Origin of the sequence: Gardnerella sp. Marseille-Q9185 (assembly GCF_046508745.1) — a bacterium.
In the GTDB taxonomy this organism is placed as follows: domain Bacteria; phylum Actinomycetota; class Actinomycetes; order Actinomycetales; family Bifidobacteriaceae; genus Bifidobacterium; species Bifidobacterium greenwoodii.
In genome coordinates, this window is the sequence record NZ_JBKFWK010000002.1 from 207543 (window position 1) to 231904 (window position 24362).

Sequence of the window (24362 nt, forward strand, 5' to 3'; positions counted from 1 at the left end):
ATTATTTCTAACTTAAGCGATGATCCGTTATCGGCGGGGAGTTTTCGGAAGAACGGCGAGGATTCGTAAGGTTCTCGCTTATTAGAACCGACGGGGTTGGCCCGTACAGCCAAACACGAGAGGCTATAAGAATAGTTAGATTGCGTTTCGTATTTGCGTTACGCACGTAACCTACGTAACTTTCGTTACGTAATCGTCTTATAGCAAGCGAGGTGGTACCGCGGCAGTAGCTGTCGTCCTCGCAGGGAAATATTCACCCTGTTGAGCGAGGAGAGCACAGTGAGCGAATCCACTAATCCAGCCGAAAAGTCGTGCGCAAATAACGTATACCCAAAGGTAAGTGTTTCTGCATCTGCGCAAGAAACTGCCGGCGCGCAAGTTGCACCAAATCCTTCCTTCCCAAAGCTTGAAGAGTCCGTTCTTCAATACTGGGATGCAAATAACACTTTCCGCAAGTCAATCGAATACCGCCCGTCCGGCAAGGGTAGCCAAAACGAGTTCGTGTTCTTCGACGGCCCTCCATTCGCAAACGGTCTTCCTCACTACGGCCACCTGCTCACAGGCTACGCAAAAGACGTGGTTCCGCGCTATCAGACTATGCGCGGCCGCAAAGTAAACCGCGTTTTTGGTTGGGATACTCACGGTCTTCCTGCAGAGTTGGAAGCGCAGAAGGAGCTCGGCATCGAGTCGGTTGAGCAAATCGAAAAAATGGGCATCGCAAAGTTCAACGATGCTTGCCGTGCCAGCGTTTTGAAGTACACAAACGAGTGGCAAAACTACGTGCATCGTCAGGCTCGCTGGGTTGATTTCGAGCGCGGCTACAAAACGCTGAACATTCCATACATGGAATCCGTAATGTGGGCTTTTAAGCAGCTTTACGATAAGGGCTTGGCTTACAAGGGTTACCGCGTGCTTCCGTACTGCCCGAAGGACCAGACTCCGCTTTCCGCCCACGAGCTTCGCATGGATGCGGACGTTTACCAGAATCGTCAGGACACTACCGTTTCCGTGGCCGTTAAGCTTCGCGACGAAGCCGACGCTTACGCAGTCTTCTGGACCACTACTCCTTGGACTGTGCCAACCAACTTCGCAATCGTAGTTGGCGCAGACATCGACTACGTGGAAGTTCGCCCAACCGAAGGCAAGTTCGCTGGCAAAAAGTTCTACATCGGTAAGCCTTTGCTCGCCTCCTACACTAAGGAACTTGGCGAAAACTACGAGGTTGTGCGCGAACTTAAGGGTGCGCAGATGGCCGGTTGGCGCTACTACCCAGTGTTCCCTTATTTTGCAAGCGAATCTGCGCTCTCCGAGGGTGGTACTCCTGGTCCTAACGCTTTTACGATTTTCACTGCAGATTATGTTGACACCGCTGAAGGTACTGGCCTTGTTCACCAAGCTCCTTACGGCGAGGACGATATGAACACGCTTAACGCACACGAAATTCGCAGCGTTGACGTGCTCGACGCAGGCTGCAAGTTTACAAGCGACTGCCCAGATTACGAAGGCTTGTACGTTTTCGACGCCAACTTGCCTATTTTGCGTAACTTGCGTGCAGGAGACGGTCCGCTTGCTCAAATGCCGGAAGATCAGCGCGCGCTGCTATTCCAAGAAAAAAGCTACGTGCACAGCTATCCTCATTGCTGGCGTTGCGCAACTCCTCTTATTTACAAGCCTGTTTCTAGCTGGTTTGTGTCTGTTACGAAGATTAAGAAGCGTTTGCTTGAGCTTAATCAGGAGATTAATTGGATTCCTGGAAACGTTAAGGACGGCCAGTTTGGTAAGTGGCTTTCTAACGCTCGCGATTGGTCGATTAGCCGTAACCGCTTCTGGGGTTCGCCAATTCCAGTGTGGGTGAGTGACGATCCAAAGTATCCTCGCGTAGACGTGTACGGTTCGTTGGAAGAGCTTAAGGCTGATTTTGGCGATTATCCGCGCGACGACGACGGCAATGTGAATATGCACCGCCCGTATATCGATCGCCTTACTCGTCCAAATCCGGATGATCCTACTGGAAAGTCGCAAATGCACCGTATTACGGATGTTCTCGACTGCTGGTTTGAGTCTGGTTCTATGCCTTTCGCGCAGTTCCATTATCCGTTTGAAAATAAGGAATTCTTCGAAGAGCACTTCCCATGCGATTACATCGTTGAGTATATTGGTCAGACTCGCGGTTGGTTCTACACGCTTCACATTATGGCTACGGCTCTATTCGACCGTCCGGCTTATAAGAACGTGATTTGCCACGGCATTGTGCTTGGTTCCGATGGTCAGAAGATGAGTAAGCATTTGCGCAATTACCCGGATGTGAATGGCGTTTTCAACGAGTACGGTTCTGACGCTATGCGCTGGTTCCTTATGTCTTCGCCAATTTTGCGCGGTGGCAATTTGATTGTTACTGCAGACGGCATTAGGGATACTGTTCGTCAGGTTATGCTTCCAGTTTGGAGCTCTTACTACTTCTTCACTTTGTATGCTAACGCTGCAAACGGTGGTAAGGGTTATGATGCTCGTCGCCTTCGCGCGGACGAGGTTGCAGGACTTTGCAACATGGATCGTTATTTGCTTGCTCGCACGCGTTTGCTTGTTGAGCGCGTTGAAAAGTGCTTGAACGAGTTTGCTATTAGTGACGCTTGCGCGGCCGTTAGTGACTTTATTGACGTGCTTACGAATTGGTATATTCGCGGCAGCCGTGACCGCTTCTGGAATGAGGATGAAGCTGCTTTCAACACGCTTTACACTGTGTTGGAAGTGTTTATGCGCACGATTGCTCCTCTTGCTCCAATGGAAGCGGAGGCTGTGTGGCGTGGCCTTACTGGCGGCGAATCCGTGCATTTGGCTGATTGGCCTTATTTGGTTGAGCCTGAGACTCTTTCGGATGGTGAGAAGAACCCTAAGGCTGGCGAAGTCACCGAGCTTGGTGCTGTTCTTGCGCACGACGATGATTTGGTTACTGCTATGGATAAGGTTCGCGAGGTTGTGTCTTCTACGCTTTCGTTGCGTAAGGCGGAACAGTTGCGCGTGCGTCAGCCGTTGGCAAACTTGACTGTTGTTGCAGAAAATACTGCTTCTGTTGAGCCTTACGAGCAGGTTCTTGAGCGTGAACTTAACGTGAAGAATGTTACATTCTGCACTTTGCAGGATGCAAGCGAACACGGTTTGAAGATTGTTCACGAGCTTAAGGTGAATGCGCGTGCGGCTGGCCCTCGTTTGGGTAAGCAAGTGCAGTTTGCTATTAAGTCTTCTAAGAGTGGCGATTGGCATGTTGACGAGTCTGGCGCTCCTGTTGTTCAGACTCCAAACGGCGAAGTTGCGCTCGTTGAAGGCGAGTATGAGCTTGTGAATCGCGTTGAATCTTCGGATGCTAAATCTGCTCAAAATACGGCTTCTGCAGCTATGCCAACTGGCGGCTTCGTTATGCTCGACACTGCTTTGACTAGCGATTTGCTTGCGGAAGGTTATGCTCGTGACGCTATTCGCGCTGTTCAGGATGCGCGCAAGGAGAACGGTTTGGATGTTACTGACCGAATCGCTTTGACTTTGAGCGTGCCAGCTGTGGACGTTGCTAAAGTTAATCAGTTCCGTGATTTGATTGCGGAAGAAACTTTGGCTACGAGCTTCGAGGTTGTTGAGGCTGATTCTAGCGCAACTGAGCTTAGCGTAAGTCTTAAGCGTGCGTAAAACACAACTAACAGCTAATTAACTAAACAAAAACGTGCCGGCGTACAATTTAATACGTCGGCACGTTTTGTTTTATCTCTAGTTTTGCTTCTTTATTTGACTACAGTGTTGTAGCGACTCTAAAGAATTTCATTATTCTCAATATCCATTCAGGCATAATAAAAGTGACGTGCTTTTGTTCGTTAGAGTGGTTCTCTATAATTGGATGCTCCAAATCAAAGTATTCAAGTACGTCTTCGCCGTTATCGAATTTTCTATCAATTTCTTCTCCGCTTATTTCTCTACTTTTTGTGGTGTTTTTCATAATACTGTTCCTCCTTCTTGCGCGATCTTCTTACAGAAATAATACGAATTCGATTATTTCTTTTCGTTATTACTGCAGTCCAATATTTACTGTCTATCTTTCCAAAAACTAAGTAGCGAGAGTTGTCGTTTCCTGAATTTTTGGATTTTATTTCAGCTGTTTCATTGTTCCACAGTATTTGGGCTCTTTTGAAACTGATACCGTGTTTAGCTAAATTTTTTAAGCTTTTTGCAGGATCGTACTCAAAATTCATACTCACCTTCTATCGTCTATTTTAACGTAAAATAGCATCAATTGAAACTATTTTTGATTGATGTTGTTTTAGGTATCGTAAATGCTTTAATTTAGCTTTCATAGAGTTTTTGTGCATTGTGGATAAAAGTTATTTATAAAATTCGCTATATTGCATTGGATTGCTGTTTTACCGTCCAAAAGTAGGTTTGCTCTCATATATGTTGAGGCTCGCCATTAGAATCGTAAGCGTTTTTAGGAGGTAGTCTATGGCATCGTCGGCAGCAATTGGCGTTTTTGATTCGGGGCTTGGAGGCATTTCCGTAGCTCGTCAGTTACATGCTGCTCTTCCGCATGAGCGAATCATCTATTTTGGCGACTCTGCCAACGCTCCATACGGCATTAAAACTCCCGAGGAAGTTAAAAAGCTAAGCTTTGCAATTGTTGAGAGATTCGTTAGCTTAAATGTAAAAGCCATCGTAATTGCTTGCAACACCGCCACTTCCGCAGCTGTGAACGATTTGCGCGCGAACTACAATATACCTATCATAGGTATGGAGCCGGCGCTTAAATTAGCTTGCGATTTAGGCAAAGGCGAGTCTCAGCGCGTAATTGTGTCCGCAACTGAGCTTACTTTGCGCGAGCATAAGTTTGCGGATTTGCTGCAGCGTTTTTCTAAAAATCATACGATTTTTTCTCAAGCTTGCCCCGATTTAGTGCGTATTGTTGAGCGTGGGGAGCTTAATAATCGCAATACGGTTTTTGCAGCTCTTCACAAGTATTTCGACGAGTATGATTTAGAAAGTATTGATTCGGTTGTGCTTGGCTGCACTCATTTTGTGTTCTACCGTGATTATTTCCGCGAATTTTTGCCTGCGCGCACGAATATTGTTGACGGTAACGAAGGCACGATCAATCATTTGCGCAAAATATTGGAACTTAATAATGAGCTTGCAAGCAATTCTCAGGAAGGCTCAATTACGCTTACTAATTCGGATACTAGCGAGCGCATGCAGCAACTTGCAGAAAGCTTGTGTAAGTAGTCTTATATTTGATCTTTAGTATTTTACTAAAAAATTACTTTTGCATACTGGCTTAAAATCAGCGTAACTAACGCCGCAATCCACAGCACGTCAACTAGTAGGTCGTATCGCAAACGGTAATAGCTTTCAACCCACGTAAAACGCTTAACAAGTAGCTTTTGCGAGCTTACGCTTGCGTGCGTCAACGACATAAATTGCATTGTTGTGGAGAACATGAGCACAATGCACCACGGGCACAGAGCGTGAATCACGAACATTGATTGAGAAAACAGCCAGTAAGAGTAGGCGAGCGCGCATAATCCGCCAATCCAAGTGCAGATTGCGAACCAGCGCGGCACGCAAACGCGAATCATTCCAATAACAGCAAGTGTTACGAACACGCTTTCTGCAGCAATTCCAAAGAATGCGTTTGGGAAGCTTAATTCGCCGAATTTCACAATTTCTGCCTGCCAAGCTTGTGAAACGCGAGAGCAGGAGACAACGGTGTTAAAGTCGCAGCTAAGTAATTTTTTCGGTGCGCGCGCCAAAGCAAGCGTTTCTGCGGAAAGAATAAGCGATGTTATAAGCGCCACTGCGGAAAAGAACAGCATTATGCCGTAAGTCCACAAAGAGGAGTGTCTCCATCCGCGCAGTGTTGTTTCGTATTCTTCTTGCGCCGTGCTGGTCTGCTCCATCTCCGCTCCTAAAATTTACCGATAACAAATTATTAACAATGGGAATAATAGCAAATAATAGCGAATGATTATGAGTGCGTATTTATTTCTCTTTACATAGCACAGTTTACGATGATTATATGACCGAAAATAGCAACGAACAATGCGACGCATTTGATTATGCGAATGCTAGTAGCACGCATCTTACGCTGGCTGCGCGCGAACGCTGGGATTTGCACTGTCACACCGTTTATTCTGACGGAACTGCCATTCCAGAAGATTTGATTATGCAAGCTAAGCTCGCTGGTTTGCATGGAGTTGCTATTACCGATCATGACACTACTGCAGGTTGGGATGATTTTCGCGCTGCGGCTAAGCTTTCGAATATGCCCGTGCTTTTTGGTTCGGAAATTACTGCTCAAGATGCTGGAGTTTATGTGCACATGCTCGCATACCAGTACAATCCGCAAAATAGCATGATTGTGAGCATGTTTGAGCTTACTCGTAAGTATCGTTTTGAGCGCACAAAGCACATGGTTGAGCGCATTTCTAACGATTTTCCAATTACTTGGGATGATGTTTTAGCTCAAGCTAAGCTTGGTGATTTGACCACAATCGGCAGACCGCATATTGCGGATGCTTTGGTTAAAGCCGGCGTTTTTCGCACGCGCTCCGAGGCTTTTGCTGGCCCTATTTCTCCGCAAAGCAAGTACTATATTCCAACGCCTTCGCCGAATGTGCGTGAGGTTATTGATGCGGTTAAGAACGCTGGGGGAGTTGTTGTGATTGCGCATCCGGCGGATCCTGCGCGTAATCGTGTACTTCTTTCAGACGATCAGATTATATCGTTTGCAAAAGCTGGTCTTGACGGTTTAGAAGTGTATCATCGCGGAAATTCTAAAGACCAGCGTCAGCGTTTGCTTGATTTGGCGCAAAAGTGCGATTTGCTTGTAACAGGCGGCTCGGATTGGCATGGCTCAGGCAAACCAAACCGCCTGGGTGAAGAAACAACAAGCCGCGAAGTGGTGTCGGAAATACTTTCCCGCGGCTATAAGCTCTAAATCTTTTAGTTGAGGGCGCTGAAGCCTACTGAATGCTTTGGAGTGTCGCCGATTAGCGCGTAAGACAATGACGATGCTGAAATCATAATCGTACGACCGTTTACATCAGTAAACTCAAGCATATCTTTTGCATCGCTAATAATTGTGCGCACTTCGTCCGCGCTCTGGTTTGTTTCAAAATCAATTGAATCGGAAACGTTTTTTAATCCCAGCACTACTCGCATGCCGTCCTCCTATAAGTACTATAAACTACTTTCTTCTTCAGCGTCGCGCTTTGCTCGCTCTTCGCGCTCGTGAAGAGGAATAATAACCGTTTCTGGCTTATCGTCTTCTTCTTGTGCGGAAGTTTTTTCAGCGTCTGCATCTGTTTCAGCGTCTGCCTCTGCTTCAGTGTTCGTATTTGACTCAGCAACTGCCTCTGGCTCAGCGTCTGCTGCTTCAACATTTGCAACGCCATCTTCTGATTCTAATTCTGATTCTGCTTCAGTTTCTGCAGCGTCAGCATTATCATTTGAAGACTTAGCTTCAACATGCGTAATTACTTGAGTTGCCGTATCGTCCGCAATATGCGCGACCTTTTCAGCTTCCTCGTTGCTAGAAGAATTAGTTACAGCGTACTGAACTGTGCGCTCGTGAGTATCGTCGTTTTCGGCAGCTTCGTGCGCAACTTTTGTGTTATGATCGCTATCTTTAGAAACATTTCCTTCAACCGTAATATCGCGCTCATTGGTTTCGTCTCCATTTGCGGAATTTGCGGTATTTGCAGCATTTTCAGAAGAATTATTTTGCAAAATTTGGCGACTCTTTGTGTTGTCGTTTTCAAGAAGCGTGCCAACAGTAATAGTAGAAGCAGGGCTTCCAGCAGAGTGAGTTTTAGCGGCTTGAGCATTGTTAATACGGCTAAGCTCGTGCGCTAAACGTTCCACCTGCGCCTTAAAACGCATAATACTTGTTGTGTCTGCACGCTGCAAAGCCTGAATAAAATCTCCAACTTGCTCCATTTGCAGCCACAAATTCGCGCGAAGCATAATCAAACTATCGAGACGAGATCCCATCATCCTGCCGTATGCAGAAAGTACTGCGTTTCTGCGCTGTTCGTTGAGTTTTGCAAAAATCCAAGCCAAATCTCGAGCAGGATCGTTAATTTGCATTCCCTGCCAATTTGTTACGGCAGTAATAGTAGATCCTGAAAACAGAATATCTCCGTCAACAAAACCGCCGTGTACTGGGCATGTTTCAAATGACCACAATCCTTCAGTTTCCAACACTCTGGACCAGCTGTCCGTAATTTCTGTTGGAATGTGACCTGCTTGACGAAGCCTTTTAATCCAACCGGTTAACTGTGCTCGAATTTGGCCAGTAGTAAAAGCAGGATATTTTCCGCGAGTTACGAAGCTAGGTCGAAGTCTGTGAATTGCGCCGATTGCAGTTCCAACATTTGCGCAATCATCCGTTGTGAGAAGACGCAAGTCGCGCGCGCTTCCTTCAAGATGCTCGCAAATAAGCACAGTGTCATTGTCGTTTTCGTCGGAAATAATGCTAGACATTTGCATAGTCTGCTTAAGATTTGCGCTATCTGCATTATTTGTAGCATTCGCGGTTGCAGTATTGTTTTCTTCGCCTTCGCGTTTTCCTGGAATAAACGTAAGCATAGTGTCGTACGCAAATCCCAAAGCTGCTAAATCTTTGCTGTGCTCAAGCGTCCATGCTGCACGAGCTCGGTCGCGCAAACGCTTGCGACCCTTGTTGTCTGCGCTAATAAAAACGTCATAAAGCTTACCTGAAATATCTTGCACAACGGCGTGAGAAATTCCAGCCGCGGTATCAGTGGCATTAACTTGCTCACTTTGGCGCGTTCCTGCAAACTGTACTTCGGGCATGGCTGCAGATGCCAGTGCTGCCAACTTGAATCTACTGAGTTGTGTCACACTCCCACAGTAATACAAAGCACCGAGATTTTACCAATTTTTCGTAAGTTATACACATGTTTTTATTCAGCTTGCACAAGCGTCGTTATTGCTGCCACAATAGTAGTTATGAATTCTTCGCAAGTAACTTCTCCAGAAGCGCTTTTAGATGGTTTGGATGATTCGCAACGTGCAGCTGCCACGGCAGTAGAAGGCCCGGTGCGCATTATTGCTTGCGCTGGAGCGGGTAAGACGCGCACTATTACGCGTCGAATTGCGTATGCTTGCGCTAGTGGTAAGTGGAATCCTGAGCGTGTGCTTGCGGTTACATTTTCGGTAAAAGCTGCTGCGGAAATGCGTTCTAGAATTGAGGCTCTTGGCGTTAAAAATATTGGCTGTGTTGCAACTTTTCACTCGGCTGCATTGCAGCAGATTCGTAGCGTGTGGAGCGAAGTTTGTTCAGCGCCTTTTCCGTCTATTATGGAAGATCCTAAGCAAATAATATCTGCAGCTCTTAAGCGTTACCCGGATTTTGATGGCTTAACTTTGCTGCAAGCTCGAGATATTTTGGCGGAAATCAACTGGTCTAAAGTTTCGCTTATTTCGCCGGATGATTATATTCGCGCTTGTGCTGCAACTCATCGTCTGCCTCCTGCAGGATTAGAGCCGCAGCAATTCGTTGACGTTTACGAAGCTTACGAAACCGAAAAAAATTCGCATAATTGTATTGATTTTAACGATATTCTTTTGCTTGCATGTCATATTTTGAGAAATTTTCCGGAAGCTGCAAACCGTATTAGGCAATCGATCGGATGGATTACAGTTGACGAATATCAGGATGTGTCTCCTTTACAGCACGAATTGTTGCGATTGTGGATGGGGCAGAATCGCGATATTTGCGTAGTGGGCGACCCTGCACAAACTATCTACTCGTTTGCCGGCGCAAGTAGCTACGATTTGTTAGCTTTTCCGCAAGAATTTGCTCCAATAAGTGCCGATATTAGTTTGAATACGGATTACCGTTCCACAGAGCGCATAGTTGGTATTGCTAATCGCGTGCTTGCTTCTTCGCCGTATAAGCGTGACTACGTAAAAGTTAAGTCTCTTACTAAAGGCGGTACTCGCGTTTCTCAGCAGGTTTTTGCCACTGATGTTGATGAAGCTTTGGGCGTGGTCAATCAAATTGCAAAGCTTGTAAAAAGCGGCGTTGCTAATCCGGGAGATTGCGCAATACTAACGCGTACTAACGCTCAGCAGCAGGTTATTTGCAAAGCTTTAAAATTTGCCAAAATGCCATATCGCGTTAGAAAAGACGTTGGCTGGCAGCGAAATGTTTTGGAAGATGCGCAAAACTCAGCTTCTTTAGTTGCGAGTGATGCTTCTAAAACGCTTGATATTTCAACCGTTACAGTTTCTACTATTCACGCAGTTAAGGGTTTGGAGTTTACGCACGTTTATGTGATTGGCTGCTCGGAAGGCTTAATACCATTCGGTTCTGCTTCTACGGATGAAGATATAGAAGAGGAGCGCAGGCTTATGTATGTTGCTGTGACTCGTGCCGAAAAAACGCTTCACCTGTCTTATGCTTGCCGAAAAGAGGGAAGTGCGGGGATGAATCGCGCGCCTAGCCGATTCTTGGCTTAATCTAGTTTTCGTCGTCTTTCTTCTTTTTGCGCTCTTCTTCCTCAAGTAGTTTGCTAAAGTCAGCGTCCCAATTTTCGCTACCGTTAGTACCCAAGCTAGTACCCAAGCTAGTATCTAAGGTTTCGCTATTATTTGCGCTCGCACTTTCGCTACTATTTTCACGATTAGATTCGCTACCATCTTCCTTCGCGTTTTCGTTAGCTTCCGGCAAAGTTGGCAGCAAATCCGGGTGACTCCACAAACTATCTCGCTTATCAATTCCGCATTCTCGTGTAATCTTTTCCCACAATTTAGTGGCTTCTCTCATGCGGCGAGGTCTAAGTTTCAATCCCAAAAGCGATTCAAAAGTCACTTCTGCCGGGCCTCCTGCAGCGCGCTCGCGACGCATCATTTCGCGCAACTGTTCAATATGCACAATATGAGCCATTCCAGCCTGCCAAGTAACGCAATCAACCCATCCTTCAACAAGAGCAAGCAGGGTTTCCAAACTGTGCAATGCTTGACGCTGCTCCTCGGAATCGTTGCTACCAATATTCTGCAAATTTACAGCGCCCGAAATTGCTTCCGGATTCATTGTTTCCACATCTCGAAGCTGTTCTTCCATCGCCTCTAAATCAATGCTTATTCCGTTTGCATACTTAATAATAAGCGCTTCAAATCGCGGCATAAGCCATGGCACGGCTGCGAATAATCTTGCGTGAGCTGCTTCTCGTAAAGCCAAATAATTCATGACTTCTGTAATGTCCAGCTCCCACACTTTCGCATATTCAATGCAGTTGTATGGAATTAAGCCACCAGCAGGATTTTGCAATAACGCAAGTCCTTGATCAAAACTTCCGTGTACTTCGTGCGAAAGTGCGCCTGCAGCTTGCCCTAATTGCATAGCAAAGGAAGTATTTCCGAGTAGTTTCATTAGTTGCGAAGGATTATTCATTCCTTCCGGAAGTGGGATTGGCACAACGCCAGCAAAAAGTCCTTTTACTTCTGCATCGTCCACATCGCGGAATCGCTCTTCAATAACAGAAGTAAGCGCTTCGTTTACGGATTTTGCTACAGGATTTGCGAATTTTACCCACGCTCCGAGCGTTCCTTCAACCCAATCTGCTCTTGAAAGTACTGCTGGTGTTCCTGGAGCAGGATTGAAATTGCACGTAATATCAAGCCACAAATTTGCTTGACTTAGCGCACGCCTAGCCGAGTCAGCAACTTCCGCATTTACATTGCCTTGATCTCCGGTTGCACGTTGTAATGCAATTGATTGCGCAAGTTTTTGGTTAATTGGCCCTTCTTCAAGCGTTGCTTCCATTTCATTAGGATTATTTAGTCCTCCTGCGCTGAAAGCTTGCATCATGCTGCGAACTTCGTCCGGTTTAGGAAGCTTAGATGGGTTCTGATTTAAGAGTTGTTCGCGCAGCTCAAAAGGAAGTTGTTCAAGTTGTTTCCATGCTTCTTCGCCTTGTATTGGCCCAAAGCATTCAATAAGCCACTGGTGAATTGCATCATCGTTCATGAGTTCATCCTTTTACTGCGGTTTAAAGCAAATATGTTTTATACATTATATTTTGCATTATATTTTGCTTTATTTGCATTATAAGTCAAATCCAAAATTAAATTAATCTATATAGGGCTTGTGTAATGATACAAACATGCTTGGCTTTTCTAAACGTTTGCGCATATTTAGCACATTATCAGGTAGATTGCTAACATTTGCGAAGCAGTTTATTTCGTATATTGATTCACATTCTTTGCGCTATTTTGCGGGATTTTTCGCAGTAGTAGTTGCTTTAATTGCGTTGATGCTACCAAGTGCGTATGTTGTAGAAGAGCCGGGGCCTACTCAGGATGTTCTTGGTGTTTCTGGAGATTCAAAGCTTCCTGTAATTCAAATACTTTCAAAGCATGCAAAGCATAAGGATAGCGGAAAATTATTAATGCTCACTGTTAATACTTCTGGAGTTCCAGGGTATGAAGTTTCAACATTTTACGCGCTTATTTCGTGGCTGGATCCTCAAAAAGAGATAATTCCTCGCGAAGCAATTGTTCCTGTTGGTCAGAATGCAGATGATTACGATAAAGAATCCGAACACGAAATGGACAATTCGCAGGATGTTGCGCAAAACGTTGCTTTACAATACGCCTCTAAGCATCTTGGAATTAATACTAAGGGTGTGAAGTTGCGTTTGCATATTGAAGATGTTGGTGGTCCTTCTGCAGGAATGATGTATACGCTTGGAATTTTAGATAAGCTTACGCCTGAAAGCGAAACTGGCGGTAAAACTATAGCCGGTACTGGAACTATTGAAAAATCGAAGAAAATTGGCGCTATTGGCGGTATTCGTCTAAAAATGATTGCGGCTAAGCGAGATGGTGCTACCTGGTTTTTAGCTCCTAAAGATAATTGCGACGAAGTAGTTGGTCATGTTCCACAAGGTTTGCGAGTTGTTCGAGTTAGTACGATTGATGAAGCTTATAAAGCGTTGAAATCTATAGGTTCTGGCCGTGGCGCAGATAAATTGCCAAGCTGTAATGCAAAAGATGTAAATACAAAATAAATACAAAATAAATACAAAATAGGCAAATCTAAATAATAGAATCAAATCGAACAGAAAGTGGGCGATGAGGGACTCGAACCCCCGACATCCACCGTGTAAAGGTGGCGCTCTAGCCAGCTGAGCTAATCGCCCGTTTGCAACAAAGTAAAAACATACATGAAGGTATGTACGAATGCAACGTGTGGCGCGCGTCTCAACAATCGCGTAGAGTATACTCAATGGAAACATGTGCTCAGGAGGTCGATAGTAGATGACTCATAAACCTGATACCGCTCGTAATGCTTCAGGAATGGAGCGTGTGGGTAAGCGTAAGTTAGGATATAACGTCGCACAGGTAGATGCTTTTCTGGAGCGTGCGCACACTTTGTATGAAAGCGATGAGGCTCGACTTACTCAGCAAGACATTCAAGAAGTTTCTTTTGACTTAGAGCGCAATGGTTATGTTATTGGGCAGGTTGATGCTGCACTGTCTCGCTTAGAGCGCGCAGTTGTTGACAAATGCACAGAGCAGGAGATTTCCGAGTGCGGTAGGGTAGCTTGGAAAGCTCGTGCCGAAGAGTTGTATCGTAAGCTTTTGAAGCATGCTCAGCGTGATTATCGTGAACGTTTTGATAACGGCGCTTCTCGTCGACCATCTTATGCTCGTAAGCAAGTAGATATTATGGTTGATCAAGCTTTAGATAAGATTGCGCTTATGCTTGGTCACGAGCTTGAGTGGGAAACCGACGAAAATACTTTGAATGACATCAACTCCACATATGTTTCTAATGTTATTTTCACTCAAAAAACTGGCAAACATGGTTATGATGAGCGTCAGGTTGATTACTACTTGAATGCTTGCGTGCGTTTGTTAAGTAGCTTGGAATCTCTTAAGCGTTTAGACAAGTACGTTGATTCTGATTATTCAGGACATACTCTTGTTGAGGCTATTGCTGCTGCGTCTGCTGCTGAAGATAAGCGCGCGTCCGTTGCGGCTGCTTCTGCCGCTTCTGACGCTCCATCTTTTGCTCCTGCAGCAAAAGTGTCTAGCGCATCTTCTGTAGCATCTTCTGTAGCTTCTTCTGCAGAAAAGGGCGAAGCTTCAAACGTTTTGCCAAAGATTACTCGCTCTCAATTGGTTCCTAATGTTCCTGATCACGAAAAGCAAAGCATTTTTGCTCCGGTTGATTACAATAATCAACCTTCTAGTGATTCGTTTGAAGCGCTAAATAAGTCTGAGCGCGCGATCTTTACGGCTCATTCTGCAGAAAGCAAGTCCGCAAATCTTGAAGATGAAGATAGTAACGATGAGCTTTTGCAAAGTGCCACAGTAATGCATAATTCCTCTGCTTCTAATACTTTGCCTCCAACGTTGCCGCCAGCAGTGAAACCAGCTGCAAAGCCTGCTGCGAATACTTCTATGCCGCCGAGCGTGCCTCCTGCTTTCCCTCCGGTTTCGCATCGTACGCACGAAGCTGATGAATCTGCACCTGCACCTGCACCTGCGTCTTCTATACCATCTTTCCCGCCTGCAGCTCCTGCAAAGCGTGCATCTGATTCTATGCAAATCCCAGTTACGCATTTAGAGCCTAGCAAGCCATTGAGTTTGGATATTCCGGATCTTTCATTCCCAATAATCGGTCATATTGATGAATCAACTTCTTTCAATAATGATTCAGATAATGACGATACTAATGACGATACTAGCGACGGCTTAGCGTAAACGCTTTTATTTGCTAAGATTTGCAATAATTTTAGACTGGCAGTTTGATTTATGCCGTTGTATCGCGATGAAGCCGTTGTGCTTCGTGCTTTTCCTTTGGGTGAAGCAGATAGGATTGTAGTTTTGCTCACAAAGCAGCATGGAAAAGTTCGTGCTGTTGCAAAAGGAGTTCGTCGTCTTAAATCGCGCTTTGGTGGCCGACTTGAACCTCTTATGCGTGTTGATGTGCTTTTGGCGCAAGGAAAGTCTTTGGATGTTGTATCTCAGGCTGTTTCTATATCTGCCTACGCTGGCCCGATTTGTGCCGATTATACGTCCTATGAGTATGCAAGCGTTATGCTGGAAGTTGCAGATGCTCTAGTTTCCAACGAGTATACGGATGAGTATATGCGTGAATATCAAGATACTTCCGGGCAGTATCGTCTGCTTACTGCTGCTTTGTCGTCGCTATCTAACAGAAAGCATGCGCCGAATGCTATTGGAATTTCATACCTTTTGCGCGCAATGTCTTTGGCTGGTTGGTCTCCGCGTTTAAAAACTTGCGTTGTTTGCGGAAAAGAAGAAAATTTGTGCTACTTTTCTCCATCTGCCGGTGGCGTTATGTGTGCTGGAGATCATACTACCGAATCTATTATTTGTTCTGACGAAACACGTCTTCAACTATTCGCACTTTTGCAAGGCGATTGGCATTCTATTGACGGCGTGCAAATTGATTCTTCTACTCTTTCTTGCGCAAAACTTTGGGCGGAGTATTATCTTGAGCGCCCAATTCGTTCAATGGGACTAATTTCTGATTAGTTAGCTTGTAATTTTTCGTTAGACTTTAGTATTTTCAATATTTTTGCGCTTTTTGCCTTTTGTGATTTGCTGATTTAAGTCTTTTAATATTTTTTATTCGTGTAGTAAAATGAGCGTTAAGTGTTTGTTTTACGAGAGCTAGAGAGTCAAAATGGACGTTAATAACAATTCTGACGCTGTGAATAATCAGACTAATAGCGAGAACAGTAATTCTTATAATGCTGAAAATTCTTCTCAAAACGCGCAATCTTATGTAAATCAGCAATCTGATGTGTACAATCAGCCGCAATATGATCAATCTCAGTACCAGCAGGATCAGTACCAACAATCTCAGTACCAGCAGAATCAGTACCAACAGGATCAATACCAACAGAATCAATATCAGCCGACCCAGCCGCAGCAGTATGCACAGCCACAGTATGCTCAACAGCAGTATGCTCAACAACAGTATGCTCAGCCGCAACAAACTTACGCTCAGCAGTCGCAGTATTCTCAAGCTCAGTACGGACAGACACAGTACGGCCAGCCGCAGCAGCAGTATGCTCAGCAGCAGTATGCTCAGCAGCAGTATGCTCAGCCGCAGTATGGCTCACAGTATGGTGCTCCGCAGTATGGCAGCCCACAAGGCTACGCCCAGTCTCAGTACGGTGTAAACCAGTACGGTGGAAACCAGTACGGTGGTCCGCAGTACGGTGGGCCTGGTATGCCGCAATACGGCGCTCCTAGAGGTTACGCTCAATCTAGCTTATATAATCGTTTTAATGAGCACGAAAAGCTTGTTAATACTTTTTGCTCACAATGGAACGAAAAAGAAATAGGTTTAGTAATTATTTTATCTATTGCTGTTGCAATTAGTACATATCTTGTTATGATTACTAAATTTCCAAACTGGGTATATATAAATTCTTTAATTATTAATTGTGTTTATATTTCATACCCATTAGTTCCACTTGCGGTAGTATTGGGTTTTGCGCAAGTTGCTCGTAAAAATAATTTTGTTATTGTACCTTCTATTGTTTGGTTTATTGTTCGAACTATTTACTACATTTGGCTTCAGTATTATTACAATATGAAGTATTTTATTTTTTACATAATTTCAACATTGGTTTTTATTATTCTTTTAGAGGTTTTCCAAAGACAGTTTGTTGTTCGCAAACGTTCTAATATAGGCGGGTCTATTCTTGGCGTATTAATTTCTACTTTTGCTTATGTAATAATTATGCTTATTTTTGATATTATTAGTGGTTCAAGCATCTCTTACTTCTATCTTGAAGAATTTGCGTATACATTTATAACTCTTTCAATTTTGCCAATTATTTTAGCTGCAATTTTAAGAGCATTTGGTTTGGCAAAGTTCCTTAACCCTAAGCGAGAAGAAATGAATATGTAGATGATTGCGTATTTTATAAATACGCTGTTTTAGATGTGTGTCTTATTCGTTCAATGGGGTTGTTACATTCGTAAGTATGGCTTTTGAAAACGTGGATTATACGTCGCTTAATATTCCGGCGGCTCCTTTTAGTGACCCTTCTCGCATACCAGATTTTCCTAAGGGCAAGGTTCCTCGCCATGTTGGCGTGATTATGGACGGCAATGGTCGCTGGGCTAAAGAGCGAGGAATGATTCGCACAGAAGGCCACAAGGCCGCAGAGCCTGTTGTTTTTGACACTATTGCAGGCGCTATTGAAGCGGGAGTGCGCTATTTAAGTTTGTACACTTTTTCCACGGAAAATTGGAAGCGCTCGCCGCAAGAAGTGCGCTTCTTAATGGGATTTTCTAGGGATATTATTCACCGCAGAGTTGCGCAAATGAACGAGTGGGGAGTGCGCGTTCGTTGGGCAGGAAGGCGCCCTAGATTGTGGAAGTCTGTTATTGACGAGTTGGAAAAAGCGCAGGAAATTACCAAGAACAACAAAACTATTGATGTTGTTTTTTGCATAAATTACGGCGGTCGTGCAGAAATTGCGGATGCTTGTGCGCAAATTGCTAAAGAAATTCAAAATGGCAAAATTAAGGGCGATCGTGTTACTGAAAAAATGATTGCTGAGCACTTGTATAATCCAGATATTCCAGATTGCGATTTGGTTATTCGCACTTCCGGCGAGCAGCGCACTAGCAACTTTTTGCCTTGGCAAGCATCTTACGCGGAGCTTGATTTTGTGCCAGAACTCTTCCCGGATTACGGCCGCGAAGCGCTGTGGAGGTCGATCGACCGTTATGCGCATCGCGACCGTCGTTTTGGCGGCGTAAAAAATGCCTAGTATCCCACTAAGATTTGTTACTTTTCGCTAGCGAGCCAAGCGCAAGCTGCTACGACTGCAGCTTCTAATCCGCGATTAAGAGTGGGCTGCAAATCTGGGGCGAATGCCGGATTGTGATTTCCAGGAGCATTCTGCATATCCGCAAAACCACCTAAGCCCCAGTAAGCGTAAGGAGTTTTAAAAGCGTTCGCGACTATAGAAAAATCTTCCGAAGCAGAAGCGCGCGAAATATCTACAGAATCTTCTCCAAAGTATTCATCAAAAGCTTTACGCACGCGCAAAGATGCATTCTGATCATTATTCGTAAGCGGATAGTGATCAGAATACGTAAACTCTGGTTCTTTAGGACATCTTGCAAGCTCGCACTCTCCACGCACAATTCGTTCAATAGCATTGTGCACAAATTCTTGAGTATCTTCGCTATAAGTTCTTGTGTTAATTAAAAGCTCGGCGTCATCAGGAATAATATTCGACTTACTTCCTGCATTAAGCGCGCCAACTGTAACAATTGCGTAATCTTTAGCTGCAAGTTCGCGAGAAACAATCGTCTGCAATTTAAGCACAATTGATGAAGCAACAACCACCGGGTCAACGCTCAACTCGGGCATAGAACCATGCGAACCTTTACCAAAAATGTGCACGCGAATCGAAGCTGCAGTAGTTAAGAACGCGCCCGGACGAATACCGACTGTTCCTGCAGGAATAGCACCCAACACATGCTGACCAAGGTAAACGTCGGGCTTTGCAATCATGCTCGTAATGCCATTTTCCACCAAGTCTTTTGCGCCTTGAGCTGTTTCTTCTCCAGGCTGAAAAACGCCAATGTACGTTCCTCTCCAAGCATCTTTATGTTCATTAAAAGCCTTCAAGGCACCAAGTAGGCTGGAAATATGAAAATCGTGACCGCAAGCGTGTGAAACTCCAACCGTTTTGCCATTTTCGTCTTGCGTGCTAACTGTTGAAGTGTAATCTTTTCCTGAATTTTCTTTAATTGGAAGCGCATCGATATCCGCTCTCATAGCAACAACAGGACCTTCGCCGTTTTTAATCTCTGCCACAACGCCTGTTTTTCCAACTCGTTTTGTTTCAATCCCAGCTTTGCTAAGAATATCAATAATTGTTTGAGCTGTATGATCTTCTTTCATTGACAGTTCAGGATGTTGATGAAAGTATTTGTATTGTTTTTCTCGTTCTGCTTGGGTTTCATCTAAATCGGATAATATTTTCTGAACTGCCGTAAGTTGCAGCATAAATTCCTGCTTTCCTTTGTTTTATTATAACTTTTTTGAGTTTTGAGATTATTTGATTTCAGTTTTATTCTTCTTTATTCCGTTCGTCGAGAATTTTATTTACGAGCGCCGCTTTTGCGTCAATTTGATTGCTAAAACCAGGGCGAATATCCAACTTTAAGATTACCCCAGTTCGGTATCCTTTATTAACTAGCGTCATAGTTGCGTCACGAACAACGCGCATAACGTCATCAAATTCGCCCTCAATATTCGTGAACATTGCGTTAGTTTCGTTTTTTAATCCAGAATCGCGAATAACTTTCACAGCATCCGCAACGTACTCGCTTAACTCGTCACCAACTCCGCTTGGAGCAATACACAACGCCGCAACAGTGTTAGTTTTGTGCTCGCTCGCATTGTCTTTTGTATTCTCGCTATTATTTTCGCTCATAGTAATTCCTTTAAACTCGCGCAACGGCAAACGAACTGCAATATTTATGTTATTTTGATAATTCTACAAGCGTCACAGGGTTTTTCTATAATTAACACCGTTTCACCCGAATTTTCTAGTTTTACGAAAAGGTGTATTGTGGCTGTTTCAAAGCTTGATGAAGTCGTGTCCTTGGCTAAGCGTCGAGGTTTTGTGTTCCCAGCTGGCGAAATTTACGGTGGCACGCGCTCCGCGTGGGATTATGGTCCGTTGGGCGTTGCGTTAAAGGATAATATCAAGCGCGAATGGTGGCGCTACATGGTAACCACGCGCGGCGATGTTGTTGGCGTGGATACTTCCGTTATTCTGCCTTCGCAAGTTTGGGTTGCTTCCGGTCACGTTTCCGTGTTTAACGATCCTTTGATTGAGTGCTTGAACTGCCATAAGCGTCATCGTGCAGACAAGTTGGAAGAGTCTTATGCCGAAAAGCATGGCGATAAAATGCCAGAAAACGGCTTAAAAGATATTGCTTGCCCAGATTGCGGAACTCGCGGAAACTGGACTGAGCCACGTGACTTCAACATGATGCTTCGCACTCATTTAGGACCTGTTGAAGACGAAAACAGCTTGCACTATTTGCGTCCAGAAACAGCTCAGGGTATTTTCGTTGATTTTAAGAACGTCATGACTTCTACTCGTCAAAAGCCACCTTTTGGTATTGCAAATATTGGTAAGTCTTTCCGCAACGAAATTACGCCTGGAAACTTTATTTTCCGCACTCGTGAGTTTGAGCAGATGGAAATGGAGTTCTTCGTAGAGCCTGGAACAGACGAAGCTTGGCATCAGTATTGGATTGACACTCGCGTTCGCTGGTATGTGGATTTGGGTGTGAAGCCAGAAAACTTGCGCATGTACGAGCATCCTAAGGAGAAGCTCAGCCACTATTCCAAGCGCACTGTCGATATTGAATACAAATTCGGCTTCCAAGGTTCTGATTGGGGAGAGCTTGAGGGTATTGCAAACCGTACTGACTACGATTTGTCTGCTCATGCTAAGCATTCTGGTGAGGATTTGAGCTACTTTAACCAGGCTACTGGCGAAAAGTACGTTCCTTACGTTATTGAGCCTGCGGCTGGTCTTACGCGCTCGCTTATGGCGTTCTTGGTTGATGCTTACGATGTTGATGAAGCTCCAAACACTAAGGGCGGCGTTGACAAGCGTACTGTTCTTAGACTTGACCCTCGTTTGGCTCCTGTTAAGGCTGCAGTGTTGCCTTTGAGTAAGAAGCCAGAATTGCAGTCTGTTGCTCAAGATTTGGCTGCGGATCTTCGCCAGCATGATTGGGTTATTGATTATGACGAAGCAGGCGCTATTGGCCGCCGCTACCGTCGTGAGGACGAAATCGGTACTCCTTTGTGCGTAACAGTTGACTTCGATACTTTGGAAGATCATGCTGTTACTATTCGCGAGCGCGACACTATGCAGCAAGAGCGCGTTTCTTTGGACAAGGTTGCAGATTACGTTGCTAGCCGCATTAACGAGAAGCGCGTTAAATATCCGCAAGGACCTGTTGAGATTGTTGGCACTCGTTCGGCTGACGGCGCTACGGATGTTGCTAAAGAAGCAGGCGAGGACGAATCTAAGCCTGTTAAAATCGCAACTGCTGGCGGCTTGTACTAAATCGCGCTTAAGTATCGTTTAAGTGTAGCTTAAGCATTAAAGCAAAAATATTATTAAAGTGAATGGAGTTAAAGCAATATGAATTTTTCTATAAAACCAGTGGATTTAGGGAAAGTTCATATTGCTACTCCTGTTGTTTTGTCTCCAATGGCTGGAATTACCAACTGGCCATTTCGCGTAATCTGCCGAGAATTTGGTCCGGACGGCCTTTACGTGGCAGAAATGATTACGGCTAGAGCGTTAGTTGCACGAAATCCAAAAGCTCTTAGACTTTGCCGTTTTGCGCCTAGCGAAAAAGTGCGCTCGCTGCAACTTTATGGTGTTAATCCTTCTATTGTAGAACAAGCTGCTCGAATTGTTGTTGACGAAAACATGGCTGACCATGTTGACTTAAACTTCGGCTGCCCAGTTCCTAAAGTTACAAGACGCGGCGGCGGTTCTGCTCTTCCTTGGAAAACTGATTTGTTGCAAGAAATTTTGCATCGCGTCGTTTCTGTTTGCGAACCTGCAGGAATCCCTGTTACGGCAAAATTCCGCGTTGGTATTGACGAGAGTCATGAAACTTTTATTCAAGCGGGTCATATTGCGCAAGAAGAAGGATGCGCTGCTGTAACTTTGCATGCTCGCACAACTTCAGAATATTATGGCGGTCATTCAGACTGGCAGCGTATTGGGGAGCTTGTTGAGGCGCTTGATATTCCCGTTTTTGGCAACGGTGATATTTGGGGTGCGCAAGATGCGATTGCAATGTTTAAAGAAACTGGTTGCGCTGGCGTTGCTATCGGTCGCGGATGCCAGGGTAGGCCTTGGATTTTTGCAGATATTCGTAACGCTTGTGCGGGCAGTAGTGAACGCGTTAACCCAACTTTGGCGGAAGTTGGCTCAGTGATTTTGCGCCACTTAAATCTTTTGGTTGAGTTTTATGATGGCGACGAGCGTATGGCTGTTCACGACTTGCGTAAGCATATTGCTTGGTATTTAAAGGGTTTTCCGGTTGGGGGAGGAACTCGCAAAAACTTTATGGAATGCGAGTCTATTGAGGATGTTAAGCGCAATCTCAACATGCTCGATGGCTCTCTTCGTCTGCCGGAACAAGTGTTAGACACGCCGCGTGGGCGTGTGCGTTTTGCTAAAAAAGTTCATTTGCCATACGGCTGGTTGGATTCTCGTACTACAAGTCACGAGGAGCGCGAAGCCTTGTTTGGCGACGATCCAATGGATGCTAGTTACTAGAGTTTTCTAGGCTTTTGGCCATTTTTATATGCTGATTATTTTGCGATTATCTTGTGATTATTCAAAGAAAATTACCGGCTATGTATATTTGCATATAGCCCGGTGTATTATCAAATCAGTGACATTTTTTCAGTTTATTGTTAAAACGTCGTCAGTATCGAGCGTTTTGCGCTAAAATATTGTGTAAACGTGCGTGAGTGACAGGAGAAAACGGTGAGCGAGATTGCCCAGACTGACAATTTCAACGACAAAACCATCATCAAGGTAGTCGGCGTCGGTGGTGCCGGCGGTAACGCCGTCAATCGGATGATCAGCGAGGGTCTACAGAATGTAGAATTTGTAGCCATTAATACTGACGCTAAAGATTTACTGCGTTCTGATGCTGATGTAAAGATTTCATTATCGGACGCTTCAAGCCGAGGTCTTGGTGCTGGTGCTGATCCTGAGAAGGGTGCAAAAGCTGCACAGGATCATCAATCAGATATTGAAGAAGCACTTAAGGGCGCTGATATGGTGTTCGTTACCTGCGGCGAAGGCGGCGGTACAGGCACTGGTGCTAGCCCAATAGTTGCTCGTGCTGCGCATCAGCAGGGTGCTTTAACTATTGCAGTTGTTACGCGTCCATTCGGTTTTGAAGGCCCTCAGCGTGCTGCATCTGCAAAACTTGGTATCGAAAATCTTCGCAAAGAAGTTGATGCGTTAATCGTAATTCCAAACGATCGTCTTTTGGAAATTTCGGATCGCACAATCGGTATTATTGAAGCATTTAAGACGGCAGATACCGCATTGCTTGCTGGCGTTCAGGGTATTACGGATTTGATTACCACAAATTCGTACATTCATGTGGACTTTTCCGATGTTACCGCTATTTTGCGCGGCGCAGGTACAGCACTCTTTGGCATCGGTTCTGCAAAGGGCGAAGATCGCGCAACTCAGGCTGCCGAAATCGCTATCAGCTCGCCTCTTCTTGAGGAAAGCATTGAAGGTGCTCACGGTGCTTTGATTAACATCGCAGGCCCAAGCGATTTGAAGCTTCAAGAAGCGTCTGCTGCAACTGAGCTTGTTCGTAAGGCTATTCATCCAGAAGCACAAATTATTTGGGGTCTTTCCTTGGATGATTCCTACGGTGACGAAGTACGTGTGACTGTTATTGCTGCAGGTTTCGACGCTCACTCTAAGTCGGAAGAATCTTCAGCAACAGCCGGCCAGTTTGTTGATATGCAGGCAGATGTAAAGTCTGTTGCTCCAGCAAAGTCTACTTCTGCTATGAGGGAAGAATCTGCTGCTACACAAGCAGAGCAGCCTGCTTCTATGCCTTCTATGTTTGATACTGCAGCAAATCAGCAGTATGCATCTAATCCAGAACCTGCTCAGCCGCAGTCTTCTGAACCGGATGAACTAGATATTCCTGATTTTTTGCGTTAGGTGTAACGAGAGGAGGGTGGCTTCATGGCTAGCTTTATGAAGAACGTAATGTCGTACGTTGGTATGGCAGATGTTCAAGAAGATGATGATTATGTTGAAGCTGATGTTCCAGAAACTTCCTTTGACAACGATCGATCGGTAACACCTGTTGCGTCGCAGCACGGAGACGATTCTCGCTCTAGTGGCACTTCTGCTCGCGCAAGTCTTAATCGCATGAGCCGTATTACTACCATTCATCCAAAGTCTTATGACGATGCGCAAATGGTTGGTCGCGCTTTAAGAGATGGCGTTCCAGTAGTGCTTAATTTAACTGGCGTAACTGAGTCTGTGGCGTATCGAATTGTTGATTTCTCTGCTGGCGTAGTATTCGGTGTGCGTGGTTCTATTGAGCGTGTAACTCCTCGCGTGTTCTTGCTCAGTCCTGCACAAGTGAATATTAAAGTAGAGGATGCTCCAAACGGCAATACTGCTCGAGACTTGTTCTCTTAAAGCGTATTACGAAATAAAAATCTTAATTAAGCAGCGTTTGTT

21 protein-coding genes and 1 tRNA gene are annotated in these 24362 nt (G+C 44.9%); 13 read left to right on the forward strand and 9 right to left on the reverse strand.

The features are described 5' to 3' along the window. Positions 1 to 279 precede the first annotated feature (279 nt). Positions 280 to 3678: a mupirocin-resistant isoleucine--tRNA ligase gene (gene ileS, locus ACLD5M_RS03475; protein WP_410314620.1), complete on the forward strand. Its 3399-nt coding sequence runs from the start codon at positions 280 to 282 to the stop codon at positions 3676 to 3678. 100 nt (positions 3679 to 3778) lie between these two features. Here ileS and ACLD5M_RS03480 read toward each other — a convergent pair whose 3' ends face one another. Together ACLD5M_RS03480 and ACLD5M_RS03485 are read right to left on the reverse strand one after the other, a co-directional pair. Next, positions 3779 to 3982: a hypothetical protein gene (locus ACLD5M_RS03480; protein ID WP_004134528.1), complete on the reverse strand. Its 204-nt coding sequence runs from the start codon at positions 3980 to 3982 to the stop codon at positions 3779 to 3781. Continuing rightward, positions 3960 to 4235, reverse strand: a complete 276-nt coding sequence (locus ACLD5M_RS03485; protein WP_004134531.1) for a BrnT family toxin — start codon at positions 4233 to 4235, stop codon at positions 3960 to 3962. The genes ACLD5M_RS03480 and ACLD5M_RS03485 overlap by 23 nt, the downstream gene beginning before the upstream one ends. A 247-nt stretch (positions 4236 to 4482) precedes the next feature. Between ACLD5M_RS03485 and murI the strand changes: the two genes are divergently transcribed. Further along, on the forward strand, positions 4483 to 5256 hold the full coding sequence (gene murI, locus ACLD5M_RS03490; RefSeq protein ID WP_410314621.1) for a glutamate racemase: 774 nt from the start codon (positions 4483 to 4485) through the stop codon (positions 5254 to 5256). Between the two features lie 26 nt (positions 5257 to 5282). Here the strand turns inward: murI and ACLD5M_RS03495 are convergent, their stop codons facing one another. Beyond that, positions 5283 to 5930 (reverse strand): vitamin K epoxide reductase family protein, encoded by a 648-nt coding sequence (locus ACLD5M_RS03495; protein WP_375169017.1) that lies wholly within the window; start codon positions 5928 to 5930, stop codon positions 5283 to 5285. Between the two features lie 119 nt (positions 5931 to 6049). On the opposite strand from ACLD5M_RS03495, the gene ACLD5M_RS03500 reads away from it, so the two are divergent. Continuing rightward, positions 6050 to 6970, forward strand: coding sequence for a PHP domain-containing protein (locus ACLD5M_RS03500; RefSeq protein ID WP_375169016.1), 921 nt, complete (start codon positions 6050 to 6052; stop codon positions 6968 to 6970). A 5-nt stretch (positions 6971 to 6975) separates the two neighbouring features. Here the strand turns inward: ACLD5M_RS03500 and ACLD5M_RS03505 are convergent, their stop codons facing one another. Then, a complete protein-coding gene (locus tag ACLD5M_RS03505) occupies positions 6976 to 7194 on the reverse strand; it encodes a DUF3107 family protein (RefSeq protein WP_004128724.1) in 219 nt (72 codons plus the stop codon). An 18-nt stretch (positions 7195 to 7212) separates the two neighbouring features. Continuing rightward, positions 7213 to 8850, reverse strand: a complete 1638-nt coding sequence (locus tag ACLD5M_RS03510) for a phosphotransferase (RefSeq protein WP_410314640.1) — start codon at positions 8848 to 8850, stop codon at positions 7213 to 7215. A 156-nt stretch (positions 8851 to 9006) separates the two neighbouring features. On the opposite strand from ACLD5M_RS03510, the gene ACLD5M_RS03515 reads away from it, so the two are divergent. Then, positions 9007 to 10521, forward strand: a complete 1515-nt coding sequence (locus ACLD5M_RS03515) for an ATP-dependent helicase (RefSeq protein ID WP_410314622.1) — start codon at positions 9007 to 9009, stop codon at positions 10519 to 10521. Between the two features lies 1 nt (position 10522). Here ACLD5M_RS03515 and ACLD5M_RS03520 read toward each other — a convergent pair whose 3' ends face one another. Further along, a complete protein-coding gene (locus tag ACLD5M_RS03520) occupies positions 10523 to 12031 on the reverse strand; it encodes a zinc-dependent metalloprotease (protein WP_246904621.1) in 1509 nt (502 codons plus the stop codon). Between the two features lie 136 nt (positions 12032 to 12167). Between ACLD5M_RS03520 and ACLD5M_RS03525 the strand changes: the two genes are divergently transcribed. Continuing rightward, a complete protein-coding gene (locus tag ACLD5M_RS03525; protein ID WP_410314641.1) occupies positions 12168 to 13073 on the forward strand; it encodes a PDZ domain-containing protein in 906 nt (301 codons plus the stop codon). 58 nt (positions 13074 to 13131) lie between these two features. Here ACLD5M_RS03525 and ACLD5M_RS03530 read toward each other — a convergent pair. Next, positions 13132 to 13205: transfer RNA gene (locus ACLD5M_RS03530), tRNA-Val, on the reverse strand. Positions 13206 to 13323: 118 nt separating this feature from the next. On the opposite strand from ACLD5M_RS03530, the gene ACLD5M_RS03535 reads away from it, so the two are divergent. The 4 genes from ACLD5M_RS03535 to ACLD5M_RS03550 all read left to right on the forward strand — a co-directional run bounded on the left by ACLD5M_RS03535 (position 13324) and on the right by ACLD5M_RS03550 (position 17834). Continuing rightward, positions 13324 to 14775 (forward strand): DivIVA domain-containing protein, encoded by a 1452-nt coding sequence (locus ACLD5M_RS03535; RefSeq protein ID WP_410314623.1) that lies wholly within the window; start codon positions 13324 to 13326, stop codon positions 14773 to 14775. A 51-nt stretch (positions 14776 to 14826) separates the two neighbouring features. Continuing rightward, the gene (gene recO, locus ACLD5M_RS03540; protein WP_410314624.1) at positions 14827 to 15573 is read left to right on the forward strand and encodes a DNA repair protein RecO; all 747 of its coding nucleotides are present in this window, start codon (positions 14827 to 14829) and stop codon (positions 15571 to 15573) included. A 151-nt stretch (positions 15574 to 15724) separates the two neighbouring features. After that, positions 15725 to 16963 (forward strand): hypothetical protein, encoded by a 1239-nt coding sequence (locus tag ACLD5M_RS03545; protein ID WP_410314625.1) that lies wholly within the window; start codon positions 15725 to 15727, stop codon positions 16961 to 16963. A gap of 76 nt (positions 16964 to 17039) precedes the next feature. Further along, positions 17040 to 17834, forward strand: a complete 795-nt coding sequence (locus tag ACLD5M_RS03550) for an isoprenyl transferase (protein WP_004134558.1) — start codon at positions 17040 to 17042, stop codon at positions 17832 to 17834. Between the two features lie 17 nt (positions 17835 to 17851). On the opposite strand, the gene ACLD5M_RS03555 is transcribed toward ACLD5M_RS03550, so the two are convergent. Continuing rightward, positions 17852 to 19084 (reverse strand): M20 family metallopeptidase, encoded by a 1233-nt coding sequence (locus ACLD5M_RS03555; protein ID WP_004136270.1) that lies wholly within the window; start codon positions 19082 to 19084, stop codon positions 17852 to 17854. Between the two features lie 64 nt (positions 19085 to 19148). Beyond that, positions 19149 to 19514, reverse strand: a complete 366-nt coding sequence (locus ACLD5M_RS03560) for an MTH1187 family thiamine-binding protein (RefSeq protein ID WP_410314626.1) — start codon at positions 19512 to 19514, stop codon at positions 19149 to 19151. A gap of 138 nt (positions 19515 to 19652) precedes the next feature. Here ACLD5M_RS03560 and ACLD5M_RS03565 point away from each other — a divergent pair, with 138 nt between their 5' ends. From ACLD5M_RS03565 to ACLD5M_RS03580, 4 genes are all read left to right on the forward strand, one after another. Next, a complete protein-coding gene (locus tag ACLD5M_RS03565) occupies positions 19653 to 21173 on the forward strand; it encodes a glycine--tRNA ligase (RefSeq protein WP_004136274.1) in 1521 nt (506 codons plus the stop codon). 78 nt (positions 21174 to 21251) lie between these two features. After that, a complete protein-coding gene (gene dusB / locus ACLD5M_RS03570; protein WP_410314627.1) occupies positions 21252 to 22406 on the forward strand; it encodes a tRNA dihydrouridine synthase DusB in 1155 nt (384 codons plus the stop codon). 213 nt (positions 22407 to 22619) lie between these two features. Continuing rightward, the gene (ftsZ, locus tag ACLD5M_RS03575; protein WP_119520510.1) at positions 22620 to 23831 is read left to right on the forward strand and encodes a cell division protein FtsZ; all 1212 of its coding nucleotides are present in this window, start codon (positions 22620 to 22622) and stop codon (positions 23829 to 23831) included. 24 nt (positions 23832 to 23855) lie between these two features. After that, the gene (locus ACLD5M_RS03580) at positions 23856 to 24320 is read left to right on the forward strand and encodes a cell division protein SepF (RefSeq protein ID WP_004134563.1); all 465 of its coding nucleotides are present in this window, start codon (positions 23856 to 23858) and stop codon (positions 24318 to 24320) included. Positions 24321 to 24362: the final 42 nt, after the last annotated feature.